At 66.1% G+C, this 12,485-nt stretch carries 13 protein-coding genes; 10 read left to right on the top strand and 3 right to left on the bottom strand.

Going from position 1 to position 12,485, the window contains the following annotated elements; translation table 11 throughout:
* Positions 1-138 precede the first annotated feature (138 nt).
* From gatC to gatB, 3 genes are all read left to right on the top strand, one after another.
* On the top strand, positions 139-438 hold the full coding sequence (gene gatC, locus F624_RS0128835) for an Asp-tRNA(Asn)/Glu-tRNA(Gln) amidotransferase subunit GatC (RefSeq protein WP_019577859.1): 300 nt from the start codon (positions 139-141) through the stop codon (positions 436-438).
* A gap of 12 nt (positions 439-450) precedes the next feature.
* Complete coding sequence (gene gatA, locus F624_RS0128840) at positions 451-1,947, top strand: Asp-tRNA(Asn)/Glu-tRNA(Gln) amidotransferase subunit GatA (protein ID WP_031256635.1); 1,497 nt, start codon at positions 451-453, stop codon at positions 1,945-1,947.
* Positions 1,948-2,032: 85 nt separating this feature from the next.
* Positions 2,033-3,481 (top strand): Asp-tRNA(Asn)/Glu-tRNA(Gln) amidotransferase subunit GatB, encoded by a 1,449-nt coding sequence (gene gatB, locus F624_RS0128845; protein ID WP_019577861.1) that lies wholly within the window; start codon positions 2,033-2,035, stop codon positions 3,479-3,481.
* A 39-nt stretch (positions 3,482-3,520) separates the two neighbouring features.
* Here the strand turns inward: gatB and F624_RS0128850 are convergent, their stop codons facing one another.
* Both F624_RS0128850 and pyrE read right to left on the bottom strand, forming a co-directional pair.
* Positions 3,521-4,144 carry a DUF4124 domain-containing protein gene (locus F624_RS0128850; protein ID WP_245573760.1) on the bottom strand — a complete coding sequence of 208 codons (624 nt, stop codon included), beginning with the start codon at positions 4,142-4,144 and terminating at the stop codon, positions 3,521-3,523.
* Positions 4,145-4,147: 3 nt separating this feature from the next.
* A complete protein-coding gene (gene pyrE, locus F624_RS0128855; protein ID WP_019577863.1) occupies positions 4,148-4,846 on the bottom strand; it encodes an orotate phosphoribosyltransferase in 699 nt (232 codons plus the stop codon).
* A 10-nt stretch (positions 4,847-4,856) separates the two neighbouring features.
* Here pyrE and F624_RS0128860 point away from each other — a divergent pair, with 10 nt between their 5' ends.
* The 3 genes from F624_RS0128860 (at position 4,857) to F624_RS0128870 (ending at position 8,096) form a co-directional block, all read left to right on the top strand.
* A complete protein-coding gene (locus tag F624_RS0128860) occupies positions 4,857-5,645 on the top strand; it encodes an exodeoxyribonuclease III (RefSeq protein ID WP_031256638.1) in 789 nt (262 codons plus the stop codon).
* Positions 5,646-5,808: 163 nt separating this feature from the next.
* Positions 5,809-6,762 carry a Tim44 domain-containing protein gene (locus tag F624_RS0128865; RefSeq protein WP_031256640.1) on the top strand — a complete coding sequence of 318 codons (954 nt, stop codon included), beginning with the start codon at positions 5,809-5,811 and terminating at the stop codon, positions 6,760-6,762.
* A 374-nt stretch (positions 6,763-7,136) separates the two neighbouring features.
* Positions 7,137-8,096, top strand: a complete 960-nt coding sequence (locus tag F624_RS0128870; RefSeq protein WP_019577866.1) for a TerC family protein — start codon at positions 7,137-7,139, stop codon at positions 8,094-8,096.
* Positions 8,097-8,117: 21 nt separating this feature from the next.
* Here F624_RS0128870 and F624_RS0128875 read toward each other — a convergent pair whose 3' ends face one another.
* Complete coding sequence (locus F624_RS0128875; RefSeq protein ID WP_019577867.1) at positions 8,118-9,002, bottom strand: LysR family transcriptional regulator; 885 nt, start codon at positions 9,000-9,002, stop codon at positions 8,118-8,120.
* A 105-nt stretch (positions 9,003-9,107) separates the two neighbouring features.
* Here F624_RS0128875 and F624_RS0128880 point away from each other — a divergent pair, with 105 nt between their 5' ends.
* The 4 genes from F624_RS0128880 to F624_RS0128895 all read left to right on the top strand — a co-directional run bounded on the left by F624_RS0128880 (position 9,108) and on the right by F624_RS0128895 (position 12,455).
* Positions 9,108-9,449 carry a hypothetical protein gene (locus F624_RS0128880; RefSeq protein WP_019577868.1) on the top strand — a complete coding sequence of 114 codons (342 nt, stop codon included), beginning with the start codon at positions 9,108-9,110 and terminating at the stop codon, positions 9,447-9,449.
* 35 nt (positions 9,450-9,484) lie between these two features.
* Positions 9,485-9,634, top strand: a complete 150-nt coding sequence (locus F624_RS35170) for a hypothetical protein (RefSeq protein ID WP_157443681.1) — start codon at positions 9,485-9,487, stop codon at positions 9,632-9,634.
* A gap of 126 nt (positions 9,635-9,760) precedes the next feature.
* Positions 9,761-11,722 (top strand): GspE/PulE family protein, encoded by a 1,962-nt coding sequence (locus tag F624_RS0128890; RefSeq protein WP_031256644.1) that lies wholly within the window; start codon positions 9,761-9,763, stop codon positions 11,720-11,722.
* A 94-nt stretch (positions 11,723-11,816) separates the two neighbouring features.
* Positions 11,817-12,455, top strand: coding sequence for an MBL fold metallo-hydrolase (locus tag F624_RS0128895; RefSeq protein ID WP_019577871.1), 639 nt, complete (start codon positions 11,817-11,819; stop codon positions 12,453-12,455).
* Positions 12,456-12,485 lie beyond the last annotated feature (30 nt).

The following is a 12,485-nucleotide window of genomic DNA, read 5'->3' on the forward strand; positions in this document are numbered from 1 at the left end:
TAGCTCAATTACCAGCACTTTGGGGGGTAACGCGACAAAGACGGGATAATACCCGATCCCCTGTGAATAACTTCCTCCGATCCCCTCGGAACACTGCTGCGACAGCGGCTTTTTTCAGATACCACCCGCTCAAACTCTATGGCCCTCACCTCTCAGGACATAGCCCGGATCGCCAACCTGGCCCGGCTGGAACTTCAACCCGCCGAAAGCGAGCGCATGCTCACCCAGCTCAATGGCTTTTTTGACATCGTCGAAAAAATGCGCGCCGTCGACACCACCGGTCTGGAGCCGCTGGCCCACCCGGTGGCCGCCATCCAGGAGGTGGCCCTGCGTCTGCGCGACGACATCGCCAGCGAGCCCAACCAGCGCGAGGCCAACCAGCAAAGCGCGCCCGCCGTGGAGCGGGGCCTGTTCCTGGTGCCCAAGGTGATCGAGTAAGGAATCGTTCGAATGACCTCCCCTGCATTGCACGACCTCAGCGTGGCCGAACTGGCCCGCCAACTCCAGAAACGTGAAGTCTCCGCCGTCGAAGCGGCCCAGCACTTTCTCGGCCGCATCCAGGCCACCCCTGAACTCGGGGCTTTTGTCGCCCTGAACGAAGAAGCCACCCTGACCCAGGCCCGGGCCGCCGATGAGCGGATTGCGGCCGGCCAGGCCCGCGCCCTGGACGGTGTGCCGATCGCACACAAAGATATTTTTGTTACAAAAAACTTCCCCAGCACCGCCGGCTCCAAGATGCTGGCCGGCTACCAGTCGCCCTTTGACGCGACCGTGGTCACACGCCTGGCCGATGCCGGTGCGGTGACCCTGGGCAAGCTCAACTGTGACGAATTCGCCATGGGCTCGGCCAACGAGAACTCGGCCATCGCCCCACTGGGCTTCGAGCAACCCGCCCCCGTGCGCAACCCCTGGGACAGCAGCCGCGTGCCCGGCGGTTCGTCGGGCGGCAGCGCTGCGGCCGTGGCGGCGCGCCTGGCCCCGGCCGTGACCGGCACCGACACCGGCGGCTCGATCCGCCAGCCCGCCAGTTTTTGCGGCATCACCGGCATCAAGCCCACCTACGGGCGCGCCTCGCGCTACGGCATGATCGCCTTCGCCTCCAGCCTGGACCAGGCCGGCCCCATGGCCCGCAGCGCCGAAGACTGTGCCCTGCTGCTGTCGGCGATCTGCGGCCCCGACCCGGACCGCGACTCGACCTCGCTCGACGTGCCGGCCGAAGACTTCTCGCGCAGCCTGAACGACTCGATCGAAGGCCTGCGCATCGGTGTGCCGGCCGAGTTCTTCGGCGAAGGCCTGGCCCCTGATGTGCGCGCCGCCGTCGATGGCGCCCTGAAGGAGTACGAAAAGCTGGGCGCCACCCTGGTGCCCATCAGCCTGCCCCGCACCGAGCTGTCGATCCCGGTCTACTACATCATCGCCCCGGCCGAGGCCAGCTCCAACCTGAGCCGCTTTGACGGCGTGAAGTTCGGCCACCGCGCCAAGGACTACGGCGACCTGACCGACATGTACAAGAAGACCCGCGCCGAAGGCTTTGGCGACGAGGTCAAGCGCCGCATCATGATCGGCGCCTATGTGCTGTCGCATGGCTATTACGACGCCTACTACCTGCAGGCGCAGAAGATCCGCCGCATGATTGCCGACGACTTCCAGCAGGCTTTCAAGAGCTGTGATGTGATCGCCGGCCCCGTGGCCCCCACCGTGGCCTGGAAGCTGGGCGAGAAATCGGCCGACCCGGTGGCCAACTACCTGGCCGACATCTTCACCCTGCCCGGCTCGCTGGCCGGCCTGCCCGGCATGAGCCTGCCCGCCGGTTTCGGCGAGGGCGGCATGCCGGTGGGCCTGCAGCTGATCGGCAACTACTTCGGCGAATCCCGCCTGCTGAACGCAGCGCACCGATTCCAGCAAGCCACTGACTTCCACCTCCGCCGTCCGGAGGGGGTGAAGTGATGCCCCCACGTTCCTCACTTCGTGTATTCACTGCCCCCCAAGGGGGCGCTGGGCTCCTTTGGGGCGGCCCGGCAGGAGCCCAATCATGAGCAGCAACAAATTAGTGCATGGCTATGAAGTCGTGATCGGCTTCGAAACCCACGCCCAGCTCTCCACCCAGAGCAAGATCTTCAGCCGCGCGCCCACCGCCTTCGGCGCCGAACCCAACACCCAGGCCTGCGCCGTGGACCTCGCCCTGCCCGGCACGCTGCCGGTGATGAACAAAGGCGCCGTCGAACGCGCCATCGAGTTCGGCCTGGCCATTGGCTCGCACATCTCGCCCAAGAGCATTTTTGCGCGCAAGAACTACTTCTACCCCGACCTGCCCAAGGGCTACCAGATCAGCCAGTTCGAGATCCCGGTGGTGGTGGGCGGCCAGGTGGAGTTCTTCCTCGGGGACGAGAAGAAGACCGTGCGCCTGGTGCGCGCCCACCTCGAAGAAGACGCGGGCAAGTCGCTGCACGAAGACTTCATCGGCCAGTCGGGCATCGACCTGAACCGCGCCGGCACGCCGCTGCTCGAGATCGTCACCGAACCCGACATGCGCTCCAGCGATGAAGCCGTGGCCTACGCCAAAGAGCTGCACAAGATCGTCACCTGGATCGGCATCTGCGACGGCAACATGCAAGAAGGCAGCTTCCGCTGCGATGCCAACGTGTCGGTGCGCAAGCCGGGCCAGCCCCTGGGCACGCGCCGCGAGATCAAGAACCTGAACAGCTTCAAGTTCATGCAGCAGGCCATCGACTACGAGGTGCGCTGGCAGATCGACCAGATCGAGGACGGCCACGCCATCCAGCAGGCCACCGTGCTGTTCGACCCCGACACCGGCGAAACCCGCGCCATGCGCACCAAGGAAGACGCGGCCGACTACCGCTACTTCCCCGACCCCGACCTGCCCCCGCTGGTGATTGCCGACGAATGGGTGCAGCGCGTGAAGGCGGCCATGACCGAACTGCCGCGCACCATGGCGGCCCGCTTCGTGGCCGACTACGGTCTGCCCGAGTACGACGCCACCACCCTGACCCAGAGCAAGGCCATGGCGGCCTACTTTGAAACCGCAGCCAAAGCCAGCGGCCAGGCCAAGCTGGTCAGCAACTGGGTGATGGGCGAGCTGTCGCGCCGCCTCAACAGCGGCGAAGCCAGCATCGAAACCGCCCCCGTGAGCGCGGCCCAACTGGCGGCGCTGGTGAGCCGCATTGCCGATGGCACCATCTCCAACAACGCAGGCAAGCAGGTGTTTGAAGCCCTCTGGAGCGGCGAAGCCAGCGAAGTGGATGCCGTGATCGAAGCCAAGGGCCTCAAGCAGATGAACGATTCGGGCGCGCTCGAAAAGATCATCGACGAGGTGATTGCCGCCAACGCCGACAACGTGGCGCAGTACAAGGCCGGCAAGGAGAAAGCCTTCAACGCCCTGGTCGGCCAGGTGATGAAGGCCAGCAAGGGCAAGGCCAACCCAGGCCAGGTCAACGAACTGCTCAAGAGCAAACTGGCCTGAGGCCGGTGGCTGCCTGGGCCCCCGTGGCCCGGGCCGCGCTCAGCGCGCACCGCTCCAGAGCTGGCCCAGGCGCTGCAACTCGCGGTCAAAGCGCTGGTTGATGCGCTTTTTCTCCTGCCCCTGCTCGTCGATGAAGCGCAACTGCGCCTGCTCGGCCGCCAGGTTGTCCTGCTGCCGCATGCGCAGCGCCAGCGGGGCCTTGGCCGGGTCGCGGCGGTAGAACTCGAACTCGGTGTCGATGGCCTTGCGCTGGGCCTTCAGGTCTTCGATGCGGCGCTGCGCCAGCAGCACCACCTCATCGACTTGCTTGAGGGCCTCGCCACGCTCAGCGTCGTGCGAAGCCCGGTTGGGGTAGCGCGCCAGCAGGGCCCGGTCGCGCCGCTTTTCTTCGGCAATGCGCGCTTGGTCTTCGGCGGCAAGGCGCTGACGCACCTCTTCGGCGGCGCGCTCCTCAGCCGTCTGGCTGGGTGGGATCTGGCGTTTGACGGTACCGCTGGGGTTGAGCTCGCGCTGCTCACGGTCCAGACACTCGGGGATCGGCCGATCCGAGGTGATGCGCCGGCCCTTGCCGTCCACGCAGGTGAAGATGGCTTGGGCATGGGCCAACTGCAGTCCGCCCTGGACAGCCAGCAAGCCCATCACGGCCCAAACCCTTATCGTCACTCTTTATCCTTCATCCACCCCATAGCGTTGGCGGTAGGCCAGAACACGCTCGTGATCCGCTGCCGAACCACCCTGCCCGGTTTGCTGCAGATACTGTAACAAGTCCGCCAGCCTGGCAACGGCACAAACCTGCAAACCCAGCCGATCCCGGACATATTGCACAGCGCTGTAGGGCACGTCCTGTCCGTTTTCGGTGGCTTTCTCCTGCCGATCCAGCGCCAGGGCCACGGCATGGGGCTGAGCGCCCGCGGCCTGGATGATGGCGATCGACTCGCGCGCGGCCGTGCCGGCGGACATCACGTCGTCAACAATCATCACGCGGCCCTTCAACGGGGCCCCCACCAGAGTGCCGCCTTCGCCATGGTCCTTGGCCTCTTTGCGGTTGTAGGCAAAGGGCACGTTGCGCCCCAGGCGCGCCAGCTCGATGGCCACGGCCGCGGCCAGCGGAATGCCCTTGTAGGCCGGGCCGAAAATCATGTCGAACTCGATGCCGCTGTCCAGGATCCGTTTTGCATAGAATTCCGCCAGCCGGCCCAACTTGGCGCCGTCGTCAAACAGCCCGGCATTGAAAAAATAAGGGCTCAGGCGGCCTGCCTTGGTCTTGAATTCACCGAAGCGCAGCACCCCTGCATCCACCGCAAACTGCACAAAATCCTGGGCCAACGGGTCTTGTCCAGACCCTTGCACGCTCTCAACCACCATGGGGAATTCCTTGTTCAAATTAACCAGCCTCAATCTCAACGGCATCCGGTCGGCCACCACCAAGGGCGTCGAAGCCTGGATTGCGGCCACGCAGCCGGATTGTATTTGCGTGCAGGAGATCAAGGCCCAGGCCCCCGACCTGGCCGGCCGCTTCGAAGAACTGGCCAGCCTCAAGGGCCACTTTCACCTGGCCGAGAAAAAAGGCTACTCAGGCGTGGGCGTCTACACCCGCCATGAACCCAGCGATGTGGTGCTGGGCTTTGATGGCGGCGAGTTCGATGCCGAAGGCCGCTATGTCGAGTTGCGCTTTGACACCCCCCAGCGCAAGTTCTCCATCATCAGCAGCTACTTTCCCAGCGGCTCTTCGGGCGAGGAACGCCAGCAGGCCAAGTTCCGCTTCCTGGCCCTGATGCACCCGCACCTGATGGCCCTCAAGCAGCAGCGCGACTTCGTGCTGTGCGGCGACATCAACATCGCCCACCAGCAGGCCGACCTGAAGAACTGGAAGGGCAACCAGAAGAACAGCGGCTTCCTGCCCGAAGAGCGCGCCTGGATGACCCAGTTGCTGGCCGACGGCCTGGTCGACGTCTACCGCCGCCTGCAGTCCGACACCACCGACGCTTGCTACACCTGGTGGAGCAACCGCGGCCAGGCCTACGCGAAGAACGTGGGCTGGCGGCTGGACTACCACCTGGCCACCCCCGCCATCGCCGAAACCGCCCGCACCGAGGCCATCTACAAAGGCGAGAAGTTCAGCGACCACGCGCCGATCACGGTGGAGTACGAACTGGCGCTCTGACACCGCACAGCCCATGGCCGGCGCACGATGCGCCTGCACGGGCAGGCCGTCGCCGGATCTGATTCAGGTTTTTTAGGAATGAAGATCCACTAAACCCAGCTTTTTTTTGAGCGTCTTTCTGCGTACGCTGCGCCCAGGATCATTTTTCATCCAGGAGCTGACCATGAAGAAACTCTTAACCGCACTGGCCGTGGTGCTGTCGCTGGGCCTGGCGACCGCCTCCATGGACGCCGAGGCCGCCAAACGCATGGGCGGCGGCAAGTCCGTCGGCACCCAACGCGAGGCTGTGCAGAACAAGGCACCGTCCAGCCCGGCCACCCAGACCAGCCCCAGCGCCGCACCTGCAGCGCCGGCTGCCGCCGCAGGCACGGCCGCCGCCCGCAAACCTTCTTGGGCGGGGCCGCTGGCCGGCCTGGCCGCCGGCCTGGGCATCGCCGCCCTGGCTTCCCATTTCGGCTTTGGCGAGCAACTGGCGTCGATGCTGATGATGGGCCTGCTGGCCGTCGCCGTCATGGCCGTGATCGGCTTCTTCCTGCGCCGGCGCGGCCAGGCTGCCGGCAGCGCCAACTCGGCGCCCGGGCTCACGCCAGCTGCCATCGGCGCGGGCGCGCCCTACGCCACCACCCCCCAGGCCACGCAGCCGGAAAACGCCTACAAGGTCGCGCCATCCTCGAATCCCCTGAGCACCGGCTCGGGCTCGCTGATCGGCTCGGCCCTGCAGCCTGCCACCCCAAGCACCGCGTGGCCGGCCGACTTCGACCGGGCGGGCTTCGAACACCATGCGAAGGCCAACTTCGTGCGACTTCAGGCGGCCTATGACAGCGGCCAGGTTGAAGCCCTGCGCGAGTTCACCACGCCGGAGCTGCTGGTCCAACTGCAGCAGGAGCTGGTCGAGCGCGGCCCGGCCCCGCAGCGCGGCGAGGTGCTGCAACTCCAGGCCCAGGTGCTTGACGTGGCACAGGAGGCCCAGCGCTACCTCGTGAGCGTGCGTTTCACCGGCTTCATCCGCTACGGCGCGGGCATCGACGACGAGGTGTTCGACGAGATCTGGAACCTCAGCAAGCCTCTCACTGGTGCCGCGGGCTGGGTGCTGGTCGGAATCCAGCAGGCCGACTGAACGGATCGGTGCCGCCAGGCCCGGCCCTCACAGGTCTGGGCATCCAGCCTGGCAATCCGGCACGAAGACAGAACCCGGGCGATGCCCGGGTTCTGTCGTTTCGGGGCGGCCTCCGGGCCCGCCGCGCAGCGGGCGCACCCCACGCAGCCGCCACCACGGGTGGGATCCGATCGGTTCTGCCTGTCATGGCGCAAAGCGTGAAAAAGCTTGAAACCGCGCGATGTGGCCCCGATCCCCGGAGCACGTGACAGCAGGCCGTGGCGCAGTTTCATTCAGTTTTTGACGAAGTAAAAAGACGGAAATATCCCGATTTATTAACTACATTCCCAGACACCAAGTTCGCATCCCCCGTCAACCCTCACCCAAGGCCCCCCATGCAAACCGTCGCGCCTCTCTGGTTGTGGCTCACCTTCGGAGCCATCGTCCTGGTCTCGCTGTTCATCGACTTCGTCGTGCTGCGCAAGCAAGGCGCGCATGAGATGGGGGTCAAGGAGGCCCTCAACTGGTCGGTGGTGTGGGTGGCCTTGAGCTTTCTGTTCAACGGCCTGCTGTGGTGGGCGGTGAAGGACACGACAGGCTCCACCGAACTGGCCCACACGCGTTCGCTGGAGTTCCTGACCGGCTACCTGATCGAGAAATCACTGGCCGTGGACAACATCTTCGTGTTCCTGATGATCTTCACCTACTTCGCGGTGCCGCCGCAGTTCCAGAAACGGGTGTTGATGATCGGCATCGTCGGCGCCATCGTGCTGCGGACCGTCATGATCCTGGTGGGTGGCTGGCTGCTCTCGGAGTTCCACTGGGTTCTGTATGTCTTCGGTGCCTTCCTGCTGCTCACGGGCATCAAGATGTGGTGGGCGGCTGGCAAGGAGCCCTCGCTCGACGACAACCCGGCACTCAAGCTGCTGCGCCGCCTGCTGCCCGTCAGCCGGCACTACGACGGCGAAAACTTCTGGACCGTTGAGAACGGCCAGAGGATCGCCACGCCCCTGTTCATGGTGATCTGCCTGATCGCCCTGACCGATGTGATCTTCGCGGTCGACTCCATCCCCGCCATCTTTGCCATCACCAGTGACCCATTCATTGTCCTGACCAGCAATGTGTTTGCCATCCTGGGGCTGCGCGCCATGTATTTCCTGCTGGCGGCCGTGGCCCACAAGTTCCACCTGCTCAACTACGGCCTGGCGGTGATCCTGATGTTCATCGGCGCCAAGATGTGCCTGATCGATGTCTACAAGGTGCCGGTGCTGGTCTCGCTGGGCGTGGTGGCCGCGATCCTGGCCCTGACCATGGTGCTGAGCCTGCGCAAGGCCGCGCCGCAACCCAGGGCCTGAGGCCCCGCCCAGCCTCGCCCCTCAGGCCGCGGCCTGCAGCAGCCGCTGCACGATGGGGTGCTGCACCTTGCGCTCGGTGCCGATGGCATAGAAATGCTCGGTTACCCCCTCGCAGGGGCCGATGCGGCGCACCGGGTAGTGGGCCTGCAGATCCTCATGGGCCAGCTCCGAGGCCGGGAACACGCCCATGCCGCTGGCGCCGAAGGTCTTCAGCAAGGCACTGTCCTCGAACTCACCGACCACCCGCGGGCGCACCCCCTGCTGCTCGAACCAGGCATCCAGCCGCGCCCGCAAGGCGGTGTGGCCCGTGGGCAGCAGCACCGGCACATCGGCCAGGCTGGCCGGGAAGCGTCTGCTGCAGGACTCGGCCATGGCCGCCGTGCCATACCAGGCGATCGACGAGGTGCCCATGGCATGGCTGTAGAGCTTGATGTTCGGGTTGACGGGAGCCGGCCGGTCAGACAGCACCACATCGAGCCGGTGCAGCGCCAGCTCACCCAGCAGGTCGTCGAGCTCGCCTTCATGGCACAGCAGGCGCAGGTGAGTGACCTCCATGATCGGGTTCAGGAGGCTGCGCACCACCAGCTTGGACAGCCCGTCGCAAATCCCCACGGCCAGCCGCACCATGGGCGCGCTGACCGCATCGCGCACCCGCATGGGCAGGCTCTCGCCGAGCTGGAAGATCTGGTCCGCCTGCTGCATGGCGGCGATGCCCGCATCGGTCAGCACCAGGCCCCGCCCGGCCGGCTTGAGCAGCGCATAGCCAAGCGAGCGCTCCAGCTCCCGGACCTGGGCACTGATGGTCTGCACCGCCATGCCCAGACGCTCGGCCGCCTTGGAGATACCTCCCTCCTTGGCCACCACCCAGAAGTAGTACAGGTGCTTGTAGTTGAACGAGGCGCTCATGGGATGAACTCAGTATTTTTGGGATATTCGATGCGAAATTATCTGCTTTTACTGAAGTCTTTCGCCCCCTATCTTCGAGTCTCCATTCACTCACTGGAGATCGTCATGCAGGTCATTTTCGAATCACGCCACCCCGACGGCAGCGAGCTGCGCGAGCAGGCCGTGGCACGCGTGAGGTTTGCAATGCGTCGGCTTAGCGCGCTGGTGCCGCGGGCCAAGGTACGGCTCTCCGACGTCAACGGCCCCCGGGGCGGGGTCGACAAGCGCTGCCAACTGGCCCTGAGCACGGTGGGGGCGGGCGAGGTCGTCATCACCACGCTGGCCCAGGACTGGCGCACGGCACTGGACCTGTCCCTGGGCCGGGCCACGCGCGCGCTGAAGCGTGCCCTGCGCCGTCAGCAAAAGCCGGCGCGCACGCGCTGGGCAAGCCGGGCCATCGAACCTTGATACCCACGCTCTCAGTGGGCGCCAGGCGCTTCGCCATGACCCAGCCCCTCCGATCGGTCCTCTTCCGGCCCGAGGTGCTGCGCAACACCTACGCCCTGCGGGTCATGACGCTGCTCAGCCTTGGCGTCGATCTGCAGACACGCCGGCAGTTGCAGTGGACGCACCCCGGCCCACACAGGATTTAACATATAGTTACATTACGCGCTGACCCTGTGCTGCACAGGGTCCGGGAAGGACGCGATCAGGTGACAGAGCCCCAACAAGAAGGGTCGGCGCCTGAAACCCACCAAGTCCTTTTTGATCGCGCCTTCATGACTGCACCGCCAGCCTCTTCCGTGAACCCGCCCCTGCGTCCGGCCACCAGCCGCGAACTCTGGGACGGCCTGCATGCCCACCACCCCACCCTGAGCCGGGCCCGACACCTGGGCGAGGCCCTGCAGCAAAGCGGTCTGGTGGGGCGCGCCACCATCGAGAGCGCGCTGGCCCACCAGCAAAAGCAAAGGCGCAATGCGCCCCCGGGCGAACACCACGACAAGACCCTGCTCGGCCAGATCCTGGTGCGCAACGGCATCCTGAGCGAAGCGCAATTGCAGGCCGCCATCGCCGCCTGGCTGGGCGACCCGGTGATCGACCCGCGCCAGCTCTCGCCCGATCCCAGCGCCCTGGCCCTGGTGCCGCGCCATGTGGCCGAGCGCGAATCGGTGCTGCCCCTGCTGCTCGAAGACGAGGTGCTGGTGCTGCTGATGGCCGATCCCTGGGACCAACGTCTGCTCGATGAGCTGCGCTTTCTGACCCAGCACCGCTTGTTGCCGGCCCTGGCCGCACCCGGCACGCTGCAGCCCACCATTGCCCGCTTCTACCCCCGCCAAACCGGCGGCACCGGGCCGACGGGCACCTCGGCCACGGTTGACGCGCCCAAGGTGCTCAATGCCCACGCTCTGGCCAGCGAACTGGCCCCCAGCAGCGATGTTGAAACCCACACCGACGCCGATCAGGTCAACGAATCCGACAACACGCTGGTGCGCCTGATCAACACCTTGATCAGCGAGGCCCAGGCCCACCGGGCCTCCGACATCCACATCGAGATGCAGCCGGCACCGGCGCCGGTGCGCATCCGGCTGCGCGTGGATGGGCGCCTGATCAACTACCTGGAAGTGCCCTGCCACTGGCGCTTTGCCCTGGTCACCCGGCTCAAGATCATGGCCGGGCTGGACATCTCGGAACACCGCAAGCCGCAGGACGGCAAGATCGACTTCTCGCGCTTCGGCAACTCGCGCCTGGAGATGCGCACGGTCACCGTGCCCACCTCGCAAGGCCTGGAGGACGTGGTGCTGCGCCTGCTGGGCAGCCACCGCCCACTGCCGCTGGACAGCATCGGCCTGAACCCCGCCAACCTGCAGGCGCTGCGCGCCATGGCCCAGAAAAGCTACGGCCTGATCCTGGTCTGCGGCCCCACGGGCAGCGGCAAGACCACCACCCTGCATTCGCTGATCCGCGACATCAACACCGAGGACCGCAAGATCTGGACGGCCGAAGACCCGGTCGAGATCACCCAGGAGGGCCTGCGCCAGGTGCAGATCAACCCGCGCATCGGCTGGACCTTTGCCGCGGCCATGCGCACCTTTTTGCGCGCCGACCCCGACGTCATCATGATCGGCGAGATGCGCGACGAGGAGACGGCCCGCATCGCGGTGGAAGCCTCGCTCACCGGCCACCTGGTGCTGTCCACCCTGCACACCAACTCGGCCCCCGAGAGCGTGGGCCGCCTGCTGGAAATCGGACTCGACCCCTTCAACTTCTCCGACTCGCTGCTGGCCATCCTGGCCCAGCGCCTGGTGCGCCGGCTCTGCCCGCACTGCCGCGAGGCCCAGGCTGCCACCCCCGAGGCGCTGCAGGCCCTGGCCCGCCAGTACCTGCTCAGCGCCAGCGATGGCACGGCCCAACCGAGCACGGAGGAGGTGCAGCGACAGATCATCCACTGGCAGCACAGGCATGACCAGGGCCCGCAAGGCCAAGGCCTGATGCTGTACCGCGCCCACGAAGCCGGCTGCCCGCACTGCGAGCACCACGGCTACCTGGGGCGCCTGGGCCTGCACGAGCTGATGCTGAGCAGCGACACCATCCGCAGCCAGATCCGCCACCGCGCCAGCGGCAGCGAACTGCGCCAGAGCGCCCTGGCCGCCGGCATGAAAACCTTGCGGCAGGACGGCATCGAGAAGATGCTGCACGGCCTGACCGACCTGAGCGAGGTGCTGGCGGCCACCAATCTGTGAACACCGCCCAGCGCTGCGGTTCATGTCTGCCCGCCAGAAGTTCGGTACATTGGCCGGCAGTTCATTGTCTTGTTCACAGCCCCCTGATCCACCCATGCTCCACTACCTCACCCTCCCCGTCACCGCCTTCCAGCAGAACTGCTCCCTGGTCTGGTGCGATGAAACCCGGCAGGCGGCCGTGATCGACCCCGGTGGCGATCTGGACCGGTTGCTGGCCGAAGTCGAGCGCCTGGGCCTGAAGCTGGAACAGATCTGGCTCACCCATGCACACATCGACCATGCCGGGGGCACCGGCGAGCTGGCACGGCGGCTGCAACTGCCCATCATCGGGCCGCACCCAGGCGATCAGTTCTGGATTGATGGTCTGCCTGAGCAGAGCCGCATGTTCGGCTTTCCGGTGGCCGAGGCTTTCACGCCCACGCGCTGGCTGGCCGACGGCGACACGGTGCAGATCGGGCGCCACACGCTGCAGGTGCGGCATTGCCCGGGGCACACGCCGGGCCATGTGGTGTTCTACTCGCCCGAGATCCAACGGGCCTTTGTGGGCGATGTGCTGTTTGCCGGCAGCATCGGGCGCACCGACTTCCCCCAGGGCAACCACCAGCAGCTGATCGACAGCATCACCCAGCGGCTGTGGCCCATGGGCGACGACACCGTGTTCATCCCCGGGCACGGACCCGAGAGCACCTTCGGGCGCGAACGCCAGAGCAACCCCTACGTCGGGGGCACCTGAGCGCGGGCGCCCACGTGAGGCGCGCGCCCC

Origin of the sequence: Curvibacter lanceolatus ATCC 14669, from assembly GCF_000381265.1 — a bacterium.
Taxonomy (GTDB): domain Bacteria; phylum Pseudomonadota; class Gammaproteobacteria; order Burkholderiales; family Burkholderiaceae_C; genus Curvibacter; species Curvibacter lanceolatus.